The organism is Polaromonas sp. (genome assembly GCF_030680935.1).
In the GTDB taxonomy this organism is placed as follows: domain Bacteria; phylum Pseudomonadota; class Gammaproteobacteria; order Burkholderiales; family Burkholderiaceae_C; genus Polaromonas.
Genome location: NZ_JAUXUP010000037.1, coordinates 1 through 16,414, shown reverse-complemented (window position 1 = coordinate 16,414; position 16,414 = coordinate 1). Strand labels below are relative to the sequence as shown.

Below are 16,414 nucleotides of genomic sequence, written 5' to 3'. Positions count from 1 at the left end.
TGCGGCGGGTATCACCAATCGACCAGACTCAGGCCGATGCTCAGCACATTGCGGCGGCGGTTGTAGTCGATCAGGCTGTCGCCGTAGCCGCTGAACAGCTGTACGTGATAACGCAAGGCCGCGCTGTCGGCAATCGCCGTGGACGCCTTCATCCACTCCAGCCTGGCAGAGCCGCGCGCCTGCGACTTCAGCGAATGGCGCAGTGTCAGACCCAGGCTGTGCACGCTGTTGATATGCCATTGACCCGCCAGTTCGGCCCGGCCCACATAGTCGGAAATGCCCGGGTTGTCGTCAGCGCCTGAAGATTCGCGCAGACGCTGCCAGACACGTGCCTGCAGGCCCAGGCTGGCGTCGCCGCCCAGCTCTTTTTCGGCGGCGCCCATCAGGTAGACGCGGTTCCAGCTGCGTGACAACGGCAGGCTCTGGCCATTGGACTGGTGGTTCAGGCCAAGACCGCTGAGCCGGTACTTCCAGCCCCCGGGCAAATCGATCTGGTGCGGGTAGATATAGACCAGCTCGGGCTCGTGGTCGGTGGTGCGAAAGGGGCGTGAGACCGGACCGTTGAACAGCTGCCAGTAACTTTGCTGCGTGTAAGCGACCCAGAGCGAGTCGCTGCCGGCATCGTCATCGCTGCCAGAGGCCAGCAGGCCCTTGGCGAGCTTGGTGCGCACCGACAGCTGTAGCCTGGTTTCAGCGCGCTTGTAGTTGAAGGGGGTGGTCACCGTGTGACCGGGCGCTGGTGACGACGGCTGGTTGTTCACGCCGTCCGAGCCGGCCCACAGGACGCTGGTCGGGTGGTAACCACGCAGGCCGAAGGTGTCGCAGTCCGAGCCGCGCTGCAGCTCCCAAAAACGCGATAGCTCGGAATATTTGGTGTTTCTGCAGCCAACCTTCTTGCCGTCCGGCGCTTCGGTAGCCAGCGCCGGCAGCAAAAGCACTTCGGTAGCGGCTTGCCCGGTCTGCGTATTGGCGGGTGCCGTAGCCATGGCCGGCGAGGGGGCGCCTTCGGGCAGTTGCGATTGCGCCCAGTTTTTGAAGCAGGCCAGCTGTGCAGCGGCATCGGCGCCCATCGCGTGGCAGGCCTGCCAGCCCTGGCGGTTGTTGCGGTCTGGCAGGGCAGGCGCGCCACTGCCCGGTGTCTGGGCCAGCGCCGCGCCAAACATGCTGAGCGCCAGCAGGAAGCTGCCGATAAAACGAGGTGTTTGGGTATACATGGTCACCATCCTGCCAGTTTTTCCATGGTAAATGCAATTTCTGGCGCATCGGCCGGTGCGCTGGGGCTGGTGTCTTTCCAGGTACCCCGGATGCTTCTTCCGCAGGACCCCTCCACCACCTCGGCGTTCCAGGTGCCAGTGATGCTGATGCCGTTGGACGATTCGTCCAGTGTCAGAAAACCGTCTTCCAGATCGCCCGCCAATTGCGCCCTGGCCGCATGCCCGGGGGCTGGCGCGGACAGATTTCGGCTGACAAAACCGGCCACACTGTCACTAAATTGTGCATGCCGCTCCAGCATCAGGGTGGCCGTGGCGGGCAGGCCGGCCGGTGCCGACCTGAAGCTCACGCGCCACTGCCCGTGGATCTGCGCGGCCTTCAGCAGCTTGGCCGCCGGGCAGCTGGTTGCCGCCGATTTTTGTGGGTCATTTTGGCCGCTGGCCCTTGTGCAGATTGCGCAAGCAGCCATAAGAAATATAGCAAATTTGAGAGTCAGGGCAGGTGTCATGGTGTGTCTAGGGGGCGTCGCGGCTGGTTTCGGCGAGTAATTGCGCCTCGGCGCTGTCGGCGGCGCGTTTGGCAAATTCTGCCCGCAGCGCCCTTATTTTTTCGCGCGGGTCTTCTTTCACCGTGGTTTTCTCCAGAGCCATCTCGGCAATAAAACGGCTGGGCAGGCCGGCCACGGTCTCGCGCCCTTTTTTTCGGCGGCGCAGCCAGCTCACGGTCAGTGTGTGCTGGGCCCGGGTGATGCCCACATACATCAGGCGACGCTCTTCCTGCAGGCGCTGGGCAATCCCCTCGGTTTTGACTGCATCCTGGCCGTCATCGCTGTCCAGCTTGAAAGGCAGCAAACCTTCGTTGACGCCGGCCAGCACCACGTGCGGCCACTCCAGCCCCTTGGCGGCATGCAGGGTGGACAGGGTGACCACGTTCTGGTCGCCCTCGCGTTCGCTGATGGTGGACAGCAGGGCAATCGTCTGCACCACTTCCAGCATGGTTTTGGTTTCGGCGGCGAGCACCGCACCGGCCGTGTCGTCAATCTGCCCGCCACAGCGCTGCGCCATCCAGTCGCAAAAATCCATCACATTGGTCCAGCGCGCGGCGGCGATCTTCTCGCTTTCCTCACCGTCGTACAAATGCTTCTCGTAGCCGATGTCCTTGAGCCAATCGTTGAGCACCGTGCGCGCGCCTTCTGCACCCACGGTGTGCCGCGCGCGGTACTCCAGCTCGTTCACATAACGGCCAAACTCATGCAATGAGCCCACCGCCTTGGCCGGAACCGCCGAGCCCAGCGAGTGGCTGAACAGCGCCTCAAACAGGCTGAGCTTGTACTTGCTGGCAAAGGTGCCCAGCGCGGCCAGTGTGGTGTGGCCGATACCGCGTTTGGGCGTGGTCACGGCACGCATGAAGGCGGGGTCGTCGTTGTTGTTGACCAGCAGGCGCAGCCAGCAACACAGGTCCTTGATCTCTGCGCGGTCAAAAAAGCTCTGCCCGCCCGACACCTTGTACGGAATCGCCGCCTTGCGAAAAGCCTTTTCCAGCGGTTTGGCCATGTGGTTGGCGCGGTACAACACACAAAAGTCTTTCCACTCCTTGTGCTGGCTGCCGGTGGCCAGCAAGCTGCCCTCGGCACGCAGGCTCTGGATGCGCGCCACCACACGCTCGGCTTCGTGCTCCTCGCTGTCGCAATCGGCGACACGCACCGGCTCACCCTCGCCCAGCTCGCTGAACAGGGTTTTCGGGAAGAGTTTGGGGTTGGGCGCAATCACGTTGTTGGCGGCGCGCAGGATGGCGCCGGTGCTGCGGTAGTTCTGCTCCAGCTTGACCACGCGCAGATTCGGGTAGTCCAGTGGCAGTTTTTTCAGGTTGTCCAGCGTGGCTCCGCGCCAGCCGTAAATCGACTGGTCGTCATCCCCCACGGCGGTAAAGCGGCCACGCGCGCCGACCAGCAGCTTGAGCATTTCATACTGTGTGGCATTGGTGTCCTGATACTCGTCCACCAGCACATGGCCCAGGGCCTGCTGCCACTTGTCGCGCACCTCGGCATGTTGTTGCAGCAGTTTGAGGGGCAGGCCAATCAGGTCGTCAAAGTCCACACTCTGGTAGGCGCTCAGGCGTTCTTCATAACGCGCCATGATGCGGGCGATCAGGCGCTCTTCATCGCCATTGGCCAGCGCTTCGGCTTGCGCAGCATTCAGCCCGGCACTTTTCCAGGCGCTGATGGTCCACTGCCACTGCCGCGCACTGGCGGCGTCGGTCGTGCCGCCGGCGTCTTTCAAAATGCTCGTCACGTCGTCGCTGTCCAGAATCGAGAACTGCTTTTTCAGCCCCAGCGCCTCACCGTCCTGGCGCAACATGCGCACGCCCAGCGCGTGAAAGGTGCAGATCAACACCCCCCTGGCGGCCTTGCCAATCAGCGCTTTGGCGCGTTCGCGCATTTCAGCCGCGGCCTTGTTGGTGAAGGTGATGGCGGCAATCTGCTCAGGCTGCAGGCCGGCCTGGATCAGCCGGCCAATCTTGTGCGTGATCACCCGCGTTTTGCCCGAGCCCGCGCCGGCCAGCACCAGGCAGGGGCCGTGCATGTAATTGACGGCTTCCTGCTGGGCGAGATTGAGGCCGGTGACTTGGGAAGAGGCTGGGGGCGGGTGGGACGACATGCAGTAGGAAGGCGGGCGCGACAAGGGGCAGGCAGCGGGTCATCATAGCCAGCCAGCCAGATGCAAACCCGGCAAGTGACAATACGGCTTGTGTTAAGCATTCTTCTGGTCACCTTCCCCTTCTTCGCATTGGTGCTGTGCGGCTATGTGGCTGCGCGCCGGCGCTTGCTGCCGCAGGCGGCAATTCCCGGCCTGAATACCTTTGTGCTGTATTTCGCGCTGCCCTGCATGTTGTACCGCTTTGGCGCCAACACACCGGTGGCCCAGCTGCTGGACGGCAGCCTGGTGGCGGTGTACCTGCTGTGCGCGCTGATCATGGTCGGCTTCACGATTGCAGTCACGCGCAACCAGCGCATAGGCTGGAACGACGCCTCTTTTGGCGCGCTGGTCGCGGCTTTTCCCAATACCGGCTTCATGGGTGTGCCGCTGCTGGTGGCGCTGCTGGGTGCGCAGGCGGCGGGGCCGGCGATTGTGACCATCGTGATTGACCTGCTGGTGACCAGTTCGCTGTGTATTGCGCTGTCACGGCTCGATTCAGCCGACAGCCACGGCGCAGAAGTGGCGGCCAAAAATGCACTCAAGGGTGTGGCGCTGAACCCCATGCCCTGGGCGATTGTGCTGGGTGCTGTCTCTTCCGGCCTGGCAATCACCTTGCCCGCGCCGGTGATGCAGACCCTGGGCCTGCTGGCCGACGCCGCCTCGCCGGTGGCGCTGTTCACCATAGGCGCGGTGCTGGCGCGATCGCAGATGAACAGTGTCGAAAAAATTCCCGTGGCGGACTATCTGCCGGTTGCACTGATCAAGCTGGTGTTACACCCGGTGCTGGTCGGCCTGGTCGGGCTGGGCGCGATCCAGCTCGGTGTGCCGCTGGACCCGTTTGCGTTGACAGTGATTGTGCTGGTGGCGGCGCTGCCAAGCGCCAGCAATGTGTCGCTGCTGGCCGAACGTTTTGGCGCCAACAACGGGCGCATTGCGCGCATCATCCTGCTGTCCACGGTGCTGGCGTTTTTCAGCTTCTCAGCGGCGGTGGCACTTTTGACGTGAACATCCGGACGGCGGGCTTGTTGGCGGGCCATGGAGGAATCGATGGAAGGGTCAGGTCTCGCGGTGCTTCGCGGCGGATTGCGGAAGGCCAAAGACACGATCGAAGGCCCATGTGAATGCGATGGCGTAGACGAAGAAGAATGCCAGGAGGCCAAGATTGGCCAGAAACGCACTCAGGGGTGCAATGTCCAGCCAGAGGGCCATGACCGGAATCAGGATGACGGCAAGACCCCCTTCGAAGCCCATGCCATGCGCGAGGCGCCTTGCAAATGACCGGCCCCGTGCGGATTGACGTGACTCCCAGCGCTCGAAGATGGTGTTGAACACGTAGTTCCAGCTGAGCGCAATGCTGGACAGCACGAAAGCCAGGCCCAGGGTCGAGGCGGGCGATTTGTCGAACGCGACGCTCAGCACGGGCCCCACAAAAGCAATGGCGAAAACCTCGTACAGGATGGCCTGGAGTACGCGTCGGGTTTTGGGCGTCATGGGGCCTTATATCGCCAACGGATCCACATCAATCGCCCAGCGGATCAGACTCTTGAAGTCGCCCTCTTGCCGGGTTTGGTGCAGCAGCGGCTGCCAGGCCGCCAGGAAGCGCTGCAAGGCGGCGCGCGACGGGCTTTCAACCAGCATCTGCGCGCGCTCTATGTTGGCCACCCGCTGTATCGTCATGGGCACCGCCGGGTAGGGCGTGACGGCGTCGGCCCCTGGCAGTTGTTGCGCCTGAGCGGCGGCGGCGGCCGCATTCAGAAAGCCCTGGGCCACCGCCTGCTCGCGCGCCTCGGCGCGTACCAGGGCCGAAAAGCCGAAGGGCGACATGCCGGCCGCTTCGCGCTCTTTCAGCTCCTGCGCGGCGAAGGCCGGGTAGTCGTGTTTTTTCAAGGCAGCAAACAGCGGGTGTTGCGGGTGAAATGTCTGCACCCACATCTCGCTGGTGGCGCCACGCTCGGCATCACGGCCGGCCCGGCCTGCGGCCTGCATCAACAAACCAAACAGGCGCTCGGGCGCACGAAAGTCGCTGGAAAAAAGAGCGCTGTCGGGGTTGATGGCCGCCACCAGGGTGATGTGGCGGAAGTCGTGCCCCTTGGCAATCATCTGCGTGCCGACCAGCACATCGACTTCGCCCGCATGTACGCTGGCCAGCTGTGATTCGAGTGCGCCCTTGAGCCGCGTGGTGTCGGCGTCAATGCGTGCAATGCGCAGGGGCTCGCCGCCGGGCCGGGTCACACCGGCAAGCAGCTCGGTGATGTGTTCCTCCAGCCTTTCCGTGCCTTTGCCCATGGGCGCGATGTCGATGTTGCCGCAGCTGGGGCAGGCACGTGGCACACGCTCTGTAAAACCGCAATGGTGACAGCGCAGCGTGCGGTCGATTTTGTGGAAGACGCGGTAGGCACTGCAATGCGGGCATTCGCTTTTCCAGCCGCAGTCGTGGCAGGCCAGCACCGGCGCATAGCCGCGCCGGTTCAAGAAAATCAGCGACTGCTCGCCACGCGCGATGCGCTGGCTGATGGCGTCCAGCAGCGGTGGTGCAATGGTGGCGTGTTTGGGCTGGTGGTTCATGTCCACCAGCCGCACCGCCGGCAAGCTGCCCGCTTGCGCGGCGCCGCCGATACGCTCATGCATGCTCAAGCGCTGGTAGCGGCCGGTTTCGGTGGCCTGCCAGCTTTCCAGCGAAGGGGTGGCCGAGCCCAACAACACGCGGCAAGCCTTTTCAATACTCGCGCGGTACACCGCCAGATCACGCGCCGAATAACGTGCGCCTTCCTGCTGCTTGTAACTCGGGTCGTGTTCTTCATCGACCACAATCAGGCGCAGATTCGGCAGCGAGGCAAAAATCGCCATGCGCGTGCCCAGCACCAGCCGGGCCTGGCCGGCGTGTGCCGCCAGCCAGCTTTTGAGCCGCTGGGCCGGGGTGAGGCCACTGTGCATGGCCACCACCTGGGCCTTGCCCAGGTGCGCAAAACGCGCTTCAAAGCGTGCCTGCAGCTGCGGCGTGAGGTTGATCTCGGGCACCATCACCAGCACCTGGGCGCTGGCGTCGCTGGCCAGTACCTGGGCGGCGGCGCGCAGATACACCTCGGTTTTGCCGCTGCCGGTGGCGCCAAACAGCAGGGCTGGCCGCGTATCGGCATCCAATTCGGTCAGAGCCCTTGCCTGCTCTGCACTGAGCGCTGTTAAATCGGTAGTAGTTTCAGGTGGCAGGGTTTCTGTGGCGGCAGGCCGCTTGAGCCGGCGCGCCAGTTGCAGCGTACTCAGCTCGCGCAACTGCGGTGGCAGGGCCGCCAGCGCCGCCTCGCCGATGGAGCGCTGGTAATAGCTGGCGGTAAATGCCACCAGCCGACGCCAGGTGTCGGACAGCGGGGCCAGTCCGTCCAGCGCGCCCAGCACAGCCCGGGCCTGGGCTTCGGGCAAGCCGCCGCTATCGGGCAGCGCCTGCCAGACCACACCCAGCACCTCGCGTCTGCCCAGCGGCACGCGCACCAGGCATCCGGGTGCAAGCGGCCACTCGCTTCGGTAGGTCAGCGCGCCCGCCACGTTGCTGTGCGCCGGGGTGGCTACCACAATGCTTAACCAATAACTCATACCTTGCGGGCCTGCGGATGAGAACTTAAGTTGTTAGTCTTCAGATACATCTTCGAAAGTTGCTCTAAGTGCTTGATTTAAAAACGCTTTGCGGGTCTTCCAAAGTTTCTGTGGATAACTTTGTTGATAGATTGTCCCTACAGGCTACCAAGCCTTATAAATCAAGGCTTTTCTTAAATTGCCCGCAAAAAAAGCAGTTTAAAAAGGTCTTATAAATCAAGTACTTATCGGCGCTATTGCTTTGATAGCGAGTGGGCCCGCAGTTACATCTTCATGCCGCACCGCAGCACAAAATTTGTGAATAAGTCCGGCCCCCGACGGCTGTTTTTATGTTACGCGCGGCCTGCCGGAACTCAGTGCGGCATGCCGGTGCGCATTCGGCGCGAATAGGCATGTACTGCTCGCACCAGCACTTCAACGCTTTCCGGCGGGGTGTGTTGGCTGATGCCGTGGCCCAGGTTGAAGATGTGGGTGGGGCCGCTGCTGGCCAGGTTGGTATGCGGCGTGCCAAAACTCTCCAGGACCGCAGCCACTTCTGCTTCGATCTGCGCCGGGTTGGCAAACAGCACATTCGGGTCCAGGTTGCCTTGCAGGGCCATGCGTGCGCCCACACGCTCCCGCGCCTGGGCCAGGTTCACGGTCCAGTCCAGGCCAAGCACTTCGCAATCGAGTTTGGCCATTTGCTCCAGCCACAAGCCGCCGCCTTTGGTGAAGACCAGACGGGGGATGGTGACGCCCTCATGTGTGCGTTTGAGCTGCTTGAGGACGCGCTGGGTATAGGCCAGGCTGAAAGTCTGGAAAGCCGCATCGGCCAGCACCCCGCCCCAGCTGTCAAAAAGCATCACTGCCTGGGCGCCGGCTTCGATCTGGGCATTGAGGTAGGCCGCCACGGCGTCGGCATTGATGGCCAGCATTTTGTGCATCAGGTCGGGACGCTGGTACAGCATGGTTTTGACCAGGCGGTAGTCGTCTGATCCGGCGCCTTCCACCATGTAACAGGCCAGCGTCCAGGGGCTGCCGGAAAAGCCGATCAGCGGTACCCGGCCGTTCAGTGCCTTGCGGATGGAGGTGACGGCGTCAAACACATAACGCAGCTTGTCCATGTCCGGCACTTCCAGCTTCGCCACGGCCGCTTCGTCGCGCACCGGCGTCGCAAAACGCGGGCCTTCGCCCAGCGCAAACGACAGGCCCAGGCCCATGGCGTCGGGCACGGTCAGGATGTCGGAAAACAGGATCGCGGCGTCGAGTGGGTAACGCTCAAGCGGTTGCAGCGTGACTTCGGTGGCGTAGTCGGGCGAGGTCGCCAGGCCCATGAAACTGCCGGCCTTGGCGCGGCTGGCCCGGTACTCGGGCAGATAACGCCCGGCCTGGCGCATCAGCCAGACGGGGGTGTAGTCGGTGGCCTGGCGCAGGCAGGCGCGCAGAAAAGTGTCGTTTTGGAGGGGAGCAAACATGCCGCGATTGTCTCAGGTGTCGGCCCCCCTGGCTTCGTGCTGCCCGCGGCGCGTGTTCAGGGTTTGATGTAGCCGTGCGCCTCACGCACCTGGAGCTGGCCAATGCGCACGACGCCCGAGGGTGTGAACTCTGCGTCCAGCGTGAACAGCTCTTTTTTCAGGCTGCGGTTTTTGAGCGTGATCTCACAGACCTCAAAACGCACACCCCGGGCCTTGAGGGCGCTGACCAGACTGGCGTAGTCCACGTTCGGATTTTTCTTGTCCTTGGCTCCTTCCATCAGGAAGTCCACCCCGTCGGCGTGGGTGACCACGGTGATTTTGGTGTCGGGGGCCACGTCCAGGTGGTTGCGTATGTTGCGCAGTCCCTTGGTCGCCTGCATTTCGGCGTTGTCGATGTGATAGACGACTTTGTCCTGGGCCTGCACCGCCGCACCCGAGGCGGCCAAAGTGACGAACAGAGCCAGAATGGCAAAGCTGCGATGGAGAGAGTTTTTCATGGGGGACACCTTTCAAATGCGAGTGAAAGGCCATACAGGCCGAAGTACGCACCCTTATATAACCCATCACTAATATATGGGGTTTCCATGGTCTTGATCATGGTGATTTCCACTAGCCGTATCGGTGGGCGGTCTACCAGGTGCAGGGACCCACACGCAGTGAGCGACCGTGGGGGGCCGCCCACTGGGGGGCCTACCTGACGGGCAGGAACTGCAGGAAGGATGCGCCGGCCAGATTCTGCATGTAGGTGATCACGGCGCGCCGGTACCTCTCTGTCAACACCGACGACAGCAGGTCGAGCCGGCCTATGACCTTGCCGAACTCGCGTTCGAAGCTGAGGTTGCGCTCCCGCTCGGATATTTCGTCGGCCAGCAGCAGCGGCTGGCCCGTCGTATTGCGCCGTGTGGCCAGCAGCCACACCGCCGTCTCGATGTTGCGTGCGGCGTTGTACACGTACTGCGCGTCCAGGCCGTCAACCAGGTAGAAGGTGGTTTTGCCGTCGTGGGCCACGATCAGCATATCGGCGCTGGCGTAGATGAAGGCGGCGACGCGGTCGCCCCTGAAATCAGCGCTGAGCGCCAGCGACAAGGCGGCAATGTCGCGTTTGCCCTGCAACTCTGGCCAGGGCGTACGGCTGTCGATCGCGCTGCGCACGCGCTCGATGGCGGCCTCACGGCTGATGCTGCTGGTTTTGCGCCATTCGGCCGGGTTGCGCCTGTACAACTTGTCCAGCAGCCGGTACAGGCTGTCGAGGTTGTCACGCATGCCCAGTGTGGCCATGCGGTTCACGTCGGACTGTGCCAGCTCGCTGCCGGTCATCGGCGCCACCTGGGTTTCGCCCCGGTGTACCGGGGCCGGCCCCATGGTGGAGCAGCCGCCCAGCAGCAGGGCCGTCAGACCGGACAGGAGGATAAACAGGGGGCGGCGCTGTGCAGGCATGGGCCGATTATCCCGAACCGCCCGGGGCCCGCAAGTTGCAGCGTGCGGGTTTCAGGCCGCGTCGGGCGGTACCAGGCCGCGCGATTGCAGCACACGGTGGTCAATCTTCAGGCAGTGGTCTTGCACCACCAGCAGCCCGGCGCCTTCGGCTTTGGCGGCGGCGTGCGCATGGGTGATGCCCAGCTGCATCCACACCGCTTTTGCGCCTATGGCAATTGCGTCATCGACGATGGGCGGGATGTCCTCGCTGTTGCGAAAGCAGTTCACCAGGTCGATCTTTTCGTGTTGTGCCGCCTCACGCAGGCTGGCATAAGCTTTTTCGCCGAGTACTTCGCTGACGTTGGGATTGACCGGAATGATGCGGTAGCCGTGTGCCTGCATGTAACGCGCCACATCAAAACTGGCGCGGTGCGGTTTGGGCGACAGGCCGACCACCGCAATCGTGCGGCAGTGGGTCAATATGTGCGGCATGCGCTCGGCGGGCGTGATGGCAGTCATGTCTGGATTCAGCTTTTGTACTTGATGGAGCAGCCATAAGCGCGGCTGGACGCCAGCGTGATGGCCCTGCCGCCCAGGGCCTCGTTCAGGCCCTGACGCACATAGTTGGTGGCGGTCTTGATGTCGTCCACGCGCGCCGAGGCGATGCTGTCGATGCCGCCTGCATAAATCAACTGACCCTGCGGGCTGACGATGTACATGTGCGGCGTGGTCTTGGCGCCATAAAGCTGACCGATCTGGCCCGATTCGTCCATCAGCGTGGCAGTGGGTGCGGCCTGCTTCTCGCCCAGCCAGCCGGCGAGTTTGCCCGGGGCCAGGTAGTCGCCATGGCCGGATGCGGTCGAGTTGATGGCGAGCCAGATCACGCCTTTGGCGGCAAACTCTTTCTGCAGGCCCTGCATGTTGCCGCTGTAATGTTTTTGCACAAAGGGGCAGCCCGGGTTGGTCCACTCCAGCACCACCAGCTTGCCCTTGTAGTCGCTGAGCTTGCGGGTTTTGCCACCGGTGTCGGTCGCAGAAAAATCCGGCGCGGCCTGGCCCACGGTCGCTGCGGCAACGGCCGGGCTGGCCAGCGACAGCGCCCAGGGCGCAAGCGCCAAAGAGCCTGAAAAAATGCGGCGGTTGATCAAACGGTTCTGCATGGCACCAACTCCTTGAAAAGGTACTTACAGCCTGGCCAGTTCGGCCCTGACATCATCGACGGACAGGATTTCCGACAACACGCGGGGCGCGCTGCCTGGCTTGTAAATCACATACACCGGCACGCCGCTGCGGCCCAGCTGGCTCAGTGCCGCCGTGACGGCAGGGTCACGGCGCGTCCAGTCGGCGCGCAGCAGCACCACCTTCTTCGCGTCGATATCGGCCAGCACCGCGCTGTCGGCCAGCGTGGTTTTTTTGTTGTACTGGCAAGTGACGCACCAGGCGGCGGTGAAGTCCACAAACACACTTTGGCCCTGCGCGGTGAGCTGCTCCACGCGGCCTGGCTCCCAGGCCTGCCAACGCTCGGTGGGCGCGGCGACAAGTTCGGATGCGTCCAGGGGCTTGATGATATTCTGGCCAATAGCCCATACCCCGATTGCGCCAAGCGCTATTGAAATAGTAGCAACTATGCGGCGGGTGCGGCCCTGAAGTGTCAGCGACCACAACACCAGTGCCATGAGCACCAGCAGCGCCAGCAACGCCCCGGCGCCGTCAATGCCGCTTTGCTGGCCTAGCACCCAGACCAGCCAGGCCACGGTGGCAAACATCGGAAAAGCCATCAGTTGCCGGAAGGTCACCATCCACGCGCCGGGGCGCGGCAGGACGCGTGCAACCGCAGGCACCGCACTGGCCGCCAGGTAGGGCAGGGCCATGCCGATGCCGATGGCGGCAAAAATCGACAGCGCTTGCCAGGCCGGCAGACCCAAGGCAAAACCCAGCGAGGCACCCATGAAAGGCGCAGTGCAGGGGGAGGCAATCGCCGTGGCCAGCACACCGGTCAAAAAGGAATTGACGGTGGGATTCTTCGCCTGCAGGCTGGCCACGCGGCTAGGCAAAAAATTGCCAAATTCAAACAGGCCCGCCAGGTTGAGGCCGATCAGCGTGAACAGCACCGCCAGCCCTGCCACCACCGCCGGGCTTTGCAGGTGAAAGCCCCAGCCGAGTTGTTCGCCGGCCGAGCGCAGACCCAGCAGCAAGGCTCCCAGCGCGAGGAAGGACAGCACCACACCGGCGCTGTAAGCCAGCCCACCGGCCAGCCGCGCCGCCTGGCTTTTCTCCTGCGTAAAACTCATCACCTTGATCGCCAGCACCGGAAACACGCAGGGCATCAGGTTCAGGATCAAGCCACCCAGCAGCGCACCGAGCAGGGCGGCGAGCAGGCCCAGGGGTACTGTGCTGCTGCCAGTGGGCGCGGCCCCCAGCGCCGCATTGGCCTTGAGCGCGGCCTCCAGTGCTGGCGGCACGACCGCAGCGGCGGCAACGGCTGGCCATTCGCCTTTGACCGGCGTTTCGATGCGCACGGCTTGCTTCTCAAATGCCAGCACCAAGGGCATCATGCGTGGGCTTTCGCTGCGCTGCGCCGACAGCGGCACTTGCGCTGTCCAGACCGCGCCTTGCCAGGCTTGTTGCCAGGGCGCAGCAGGCTCAATCACACTGCCGGTCTCGGGGTAGAACTCCAGCGTTTTGCCCTGAAACCCGGCGGGCAAACCGCGCAGCGCCACCTGGATGGACTTAGCGCCCACTTCAATCTGGCTGCCGCTGCCGGCCATCGGTTTCGGGCTGGCGGCAAAAGTCGCGGCAAATTCACCGGAACTGGAAGCGGTTGAGCTTTTCACCGGAATCTGCAGCGCAAATTCACCCTCTTGCGGGATACATTCTTTTTTGCAGATCAGCCAGGCGGCCTTGAGCTTGACGGTCAGTTGCGAAGCGCCGAAGGCCGGGGAGACCGTCAGCGGCACCGGCAGCACCACGGTGTTTTCATAACCGTAGTTGGCCAGGGTGCCTATCGGTATTTTTTTCGGTGTGGGCCAGGCGATGTCACCGGCGCTGACACCCGCGGGCAGTGTCCACTCCAGCACGGTGGGCAAGCCGGAGTCGCCCGAGTTTTTCCAGTAGGTGTGCCACTCAGGCACATGGGCCAGTTGCAGGCCAACCCAGACCTGCTTGCCCGGCTCCACCCCGTCGGGTGCCCAGGCCAGCAGTTCGGCGCGCACCTGGTCGGTGGTCACCACGGCGCTCACGGGGGCTTTGTTTGCAGTGCCAAATTGGCCTATAGCCCACGTCGGTATTGCGCAAGCAGCTATCAAAAACAGAGCAGATAAAAAACGGCGATGGGGCATGGTCAGGGTGTGAGCGGCGCCTGCGGCTTTAGTTCCTGTGGCGGGACTGGCGTCAAGGCGCAAAGCCCAGCACCACGCGGCGCGTGCTGGCGCTTTTCTTTTCTATTTTGGTGACGATCACAGCGCCAATCTCAGCCGTGTTGGCCACATGGGTTCCACCACAGGGTTGCAGATCAATCATCTGCGCTTGGTCTGGACCGCCGATTCGGATGGTACGCACCTGGCCACTGCCGCGTGGCGGCTGCACACTCATGCTTTTGACCAGCGCCGGGTTGGCATCGAGTTCGGCATCGCTGATGCTGCCCACCAGCAGCGGGTGCGCGGCGGCCACCAGCCGCGCGATGCCGGCCGTCAACTCGTCCTTGTCCAGCGGGTCCGTCATGTTGAAGTCCAGCCGCGCATAGTCGGGTGTGATCGAGCAGCCGTTGACCAGCTGCGGCACCAGATGGCACAGCAGGTGGGTGGTGGTGTGAAAACGCATCAGCCGGTGCCGGCGTGCCCAGTCGATGCGGGCGGTGACGCTGTCTCCCACCTTCAGGCCGTGTTGCAGCAGCGGGTCTGGCAGGTGGCAGATCGCCCCGGTGAACTGCCCTTGGTCGTTTTTGCCCTTGCGCGTGTCGATGATGCTGATTTCACGGCCACCGGCCAGGACCAGCACACCCGCATCCCCCGCCTGGCCGCCGCCCATCGGGTAAAACACGGTGCGGTCCAGCACAATTCCCTGCTCGCTGATGGTGGTGACCGTGGCGGCGCATTCGGTCTGGTAAGCGTCCTCGCGAAACAATGTTTGTGTCATGGTTTGATAATACCGGCATGAACCGCCTTGTGCCTTTGCCCGCCACCCTTGCCCCGCAGGGTGGCGCGCGTATTGTGCTGGCCACACTGAACGCCAAATACATCCATGCCTCGCTGGGCTTGCGCTGCCTGCTGGCCAACATGGACAAACACGGTGGCGCGGGGCTGCGTGCACAGACCCAGCTGCGCGAGTTTGTCATTGGCCAGCCGGCCACGCGAATCGTCGAGGAACTGCTGGCGTTGCAGCCCGAGGTGATTGGCCTGGGTATCTACATCTGGAATGTGGTGGAGACCACGCAGGTGGTGCGGCTGCTCAAAACCTTGCGGCCCGACATACGCATCGTGCTTGGCGGCCCCGAGGTCAGCCATGAAACCGAGCAGCAGGAGATCTGCCGCCTGGCCGACCATGTGGTGACCGGCTGGGGTGACGTGAGTTTTCCAAAACTGTGCCGTGCCTTGCTCGACGGCCCGCAGCCCTTGATGAAGGTGATTGCCGGCGAGCAGCCGCCGCTTGATAAGTTGGCCCTGCCTTACGGCGAATACACGGCGGAAGACCTGGCCCAGCGCCTGTTGTATGTCGAAGCGTCGCGCGGCTGCCCCTTCAAATGCGAGTTTTGCCTGAGTGCGCTGGACAAAACCGCCTGGGCCTTTGACCTGGACCCGTTCATGGCGCAGATGGAGACCCTGTACCGCCGGGGCGCTCGCAACTTCAAATTTGTGGACCGCACCTTCAATCTGAAGATAGACAATTCGGTGCGTATCCTGCAATTTTTTCTGGACCGCCTGGGCGAGTCACCCGACATCTTTGTGCATTTTGAAGTGGTGCCCGACAGCCTGCCGGACCGGCTGAAAGAGATGATTGCGCAGTTTCCGGCGGGGTCGTTGCAATTTGAAGTTGGTATCCAGAGCTTTAACCTCGAGGTGCAGCAGCGCATCTCGCGCAAACAGGACAATGCCAAAACCGCTGACAACCTGCGCTGGCTGGTCAGTGAGAGCCGTGCCCATGTGCATGCCGACTTGATCTTTGGCCTGCCCGGCGAAACGCTGGAAAGTTTTGCCGAAGGCTTTGACCGCTTGTATGCCCTGGGCCCGCATGAGATCCAGTTTGGTGTGCTCAAGCGCTTGCGCGGCACACCCATCACCCGCCACACGGCCGACTTTGGCATGGTCTATGACCCGCAGACGCCGTACACGATTTTGCAAAATTCAACGGTTGATTTTTTGACCATGCAGCGTATCAAGCGGCTGGCGCGTTATTGGGAAATGGTGGTCAATTCAGGCCGGTTTGCAGCGGCGCTGAAGCTGCTGCTGGAACCGGGCTCGGCCTTTGGACGCTTTCTGGCCTTCAGCGACTGGCTCTGGCAGAGCACCGGCAAGACGCATGAGTTTGCGCCCGAAAAACTGGTGGACATTCTGTTTGAACATTTGACACAAGTGCGCTTGCTGGATCCGCAGCAGGTGTCGGCTGTCCTGCTGGCGGACTACCAGGCCAGCGGCGCACGCGGGCGGCCGGCCTGTCTGGCGGCGCTGCTGGCCGGGCAGCAAAAATCGCCGGCCATGCCTTCCGGGAAAAGCGGGGCGGAACGGCAGGAGCGACATGTGAGTCAGCAGCGGGCTTTGCGGGTGGAGATTCAGAAGGCGGCTGCGGCGGCTTAGGTTTTTGAAGCTCAGCTGTTGAGGCTGAGCTTGTTGAAACCCTCTTTGCTTCGAGTGTCTGTGGTTTGCCAACAAGCCGGGTCTCGCCCCGGCGGGCGACTCACTTGTCTTTTGCTTCGCTGTATGGACAGGAGACATGGGAAACAGGTGTGCGAGGACATAGGAAACACTTCTTGCTTGCGATCAACGCAAGGAGAGGCCCATGCCCTGGCAACCGAAAGACCTCATGGACACCAAAAGAGAGTTTGTAGAGCTGGCC

The 16,414-nt window shown here is 62.9% G+C and carries 14 protein-coding genes; 2 read left to right on the top strand and 12 right to left on the bottom strand.

The window, feature by feature from the left end; genetic code table 11:
- Positions 1-11: 11 nt before the first annotated feature.
- Genes Q8L50_RS09525 through Q8L50_RS09515 form a run of 3 tightly spaced genes read right to left on the bottom strand, consistent with a single transcriptional unit; the run spans position 12 to position 3,869 of the window.
- Positions 12-1,214 (bottom strand): phospholipase A, encoded by a 1,203-nt coding sequence (locus tag Q8L50_RS09525; protein ID WP_305348431.1) that lies wholly within the window; start codon positions 1,212-1,214, stop codon positions 12-14.
- Positions 1,215-1,216: 2 nt separating this feature from the next.
- Positions 1,217-1,681, bottom strand: a complete 465-nt coding sequence (locus Q8L50_RS09520; RefSeq protein ID WP_305348430.1) for a hypothetical protein — start codon at positions 1,679-1,681, stop codon at positions 1,217-1,219.
- Positions 1,682-1,727: 46 nt separating this feature from the next.
- Entirely contained in the window at positions 1,728-3,869 is a 2,142-nt protein-coding gene (locus Q8L50_RS09515; protein WP_370869774.1) for an ATP-dependent helicase, read from the bottom strand.
- A 90-nt stretch (positions 3,870-3,959) separates the two neighbouring features.
- On the opposite strand from Q8L50_RS09515, the gene Q8L50_RS09510 reads away from it, so the two are divergent.
- On the top strand, positions 3,960-4,913 hold the full coding sequence (locus tag Q8L50_RS09510) for an AEC family transporter (RefSeq protein WP_305348428.1): 954 nt from the start codon (positions 3,960-3,962) through the stop codon (positions 4,911-4,913).
- A 51-nt stretch (positions 4,914-4,964) separates the two neighbouring features.
- Here Q8L50_RS09510 and Q8L50_RS09505 read toward each other — a convergent pair whose 3' ends face one another.
- The 9 genes from Q8L50_RS09505 to Q8L50_RS09465 all read right to left on the bottom strand — a co-directional run bounded on the left by Q8L50_RS09505 (position 4,965) and on the right by Q8L50_RS09465 (position 14,500).
- Positions 4,965-5,399, bottom strand: coding sequence for a PACE efflux transporter (locus tag Q8L50_RS09505; RefSeq protein WP_305348427.1), 435 nt, complete (start codon positions 5,397-5,399; stop codon positions 4,965-4,967).
- A gap of 6 nt (positions 5,400-5,405) precedes the next feature.
- On the bottom strand, positions 5,406-7,496 hold the full coding sequence (gene priA, locus Q8L50_RS09500; protein ID WP_305348426.1) for a primosomal protein N': 2,091 nt from the start codon (positions 7,494-7,496) through the stop codon (positions 5,406-5,408).
- Between the two features lie 353 nt (positions 7,497-7,849).
- Positions 7,850-8,950 carry a uroporphyrinogen decarboxylase gene (hemE, locus tag Q8L50_RS09495; RefSeq protein ID WP_305348425.1) on the bottom strand — a complete coding sequence of 367 codons (1,101 nt, stop codon included), beginning with the start codon at positions 8,948-8,950 and terminating at the stop codon, positions 7,850-7,852.
- Between the two features lie 56 nt (positions 8,951-9,006).
- The gene (locus Q8L50_RS09490; RefSeq protein ID WP_305348424.1) at positions 9,007-9,447 is read right to left on the bottom strand and encodes a DsrE family protein; all 441 of its coding nucleotides are present in this window, start codon (positions 9,445-9,447) and stop codon (positions 9,007-9,009) included.
- Positions 9,448-9,640: 193 nt separating this feature from the next.
- Positions 9,641-10,387: a hypothetical protein gene (locus tag Q8L50_RS09485; protein WP_305348423.1), complete on the bottom strand. Its 747-nt coding sequence runs from the start codon at positions 10,385-10,387 to the stop codon at positions 9,641-9,643.
- 51 nt (positions 10,388-10,438) lie between these two features.
- On the bottom strand, positions 10,439-10,885 hold the full coding sequence (locus Q8L50_RS09480) for a CoA-binding protein (protein ID WP_305348422.1): 447 nt from the start codon (positions 10,883-10,885) through the stop codon (positions 10,439-10,441).
- 8 nt (positions 10,886-10,893) lie between these two features.
- Entirely contained in the window at positions 10,894-11,526 is a 633-nt protein-coding gene (locus tag Q8L50_RS09475) for a thioredoxin family protein (protein ID WP_305348421.1), read from the bottom strand.
- A gap of 24 nt (positions 11,527-11,550) precedes the next feature.
- On the bottom strand, positions 11,551-13,704 hold the full coding sequence (locus Q8L50_RS09470) for a protein-disulfide reductase DsbD (protein ID WP_305348420.1): 2,154 nt from the start codon (positions 13,702-13,704) through the stop codon (positions 11,551-11,553).
- A gap of 52 nt (positions 13,705-13,756) precedes the next feature.
- Positions 13,757-14,500 (bottom strand): alanyl-tRNA editing protein, encoded by a 744-nt coding sequence (locus tag Q8L50_RS09465; RefSeq protein ID WP_305348419.1) that lies wholly within the window; start codon positions 14,498-14,500, stop codon positions 13,757-13,759.
- Between the two features lie 17 nt (positions 14,501-14,517).
- On the opposite strand from Q8L50_RS09465, the gene Q8L50_RS09460 reads away from it, so the two are divergent.
- Positions 14,518-16,155 carry a B12-binding domain-containing radical SAM protein gene (locus Q8L50_RS09460; protein WP_305348418.1) on the top strand — a complete coding sequence of 546 codons (1,638 nt, stop codon included), beginning with the start codon at positions 14,518-14,520 and terminating at the stop codon, positions 16,153-16,155.
- Positions 16,156-16,414: the final 259 nt, after the last annotated feature.

Coding starts and splice junctions, on each gene's coding strand:
- Q8L50_RS09480 (WP_305348422.1), bottom strand. CDS start 10,885: ATGACTGCCATCACGCCCGCCGAGCGCATGCCGCACATATTGACCCAC.
- Q8L50_RS09490 (WP_305348424.1), bottom strand. CDS start 9,447: ATGAAAAACTCTCTCCATCGCAGCTTTGCCATTCTGGCTCTGTTCGTC.
- Q8L50_RS09465 (WP_305348419.1), bottom strand. CDS start 14,500: ATGACACAAACATTGTTTCGCGAGGACGCTTACCAGACCGAATGCGCC.
- Q8L50_RS09520 (WP_305348430.1), bottom strand. CDS start 1,681: ATGGCTGCTTGCGCAATCTGCACAAGGGCCAGCGGCCAAAATGACCCA.
- Q8L50_RS09525 (WP_305348431.1), bottom strand. CDS start 1,214: ATGTATACCCAAACACCTCGTTTTATCGGCAGCTTCCTGCTGGCGCTC.
- Q8L50_RS09485 (WP_305348423.1), bottom strand. CDS start 10,387: ATGCCTGCACAGCGCCGCCCCCTGTTTATCCTCCTGTCCGGTCTGACG.
- Q8L50_RS09505 (WP_305348427.1), bottom strand. CDS start 5,399: ATGACGCCCAAAACCCGACGCGTACTCCAGGCCATCCTGTACGAGGTT.
- hemE (WP_305348425.1), bottom strand. CDS start 8,950: ATGTTTGCTCCCCTCCAAAACGACACTTTTCTGCGCGCCTGCCTGCGC.
- Q8L50_RS09470 (WP_305348420.1), bottom strand. CDS start 13,704: ATGCCCCATCGCCGTTTTTTATCTGCTCTGTTTTTGATAGCTGCTTGC.
- priA (WP_305348426.1), bottom strand. CDS start 7,496: ATGAGTTATTGGTTAAGCATTGTGGTAGCCACCCCGGCGCACAGCAAC.
- Q8L50_RS09475 (WP_305348421.1), bottom strand. CDS start 11,526: ATGCAGAACCGTTTGATCAACCGCCGCATTTTTTCAGGCTCTTTGGCG.
- Q8L50_RS09460 (WP_305348418.1), top strand. CDS start 14,518: ATGAACCGCCTTGTGCCTTTGCCCGCCACCCTTGCCCCGCAGGGTGGC.
- Q8L50_RS09515 (WP_370869774.1), bottom strand. CDS start 3,869: ATGTCGTCCCACCCGCCCCCAGCCTCTTCCCAAGTCACCGGCCTCAAT.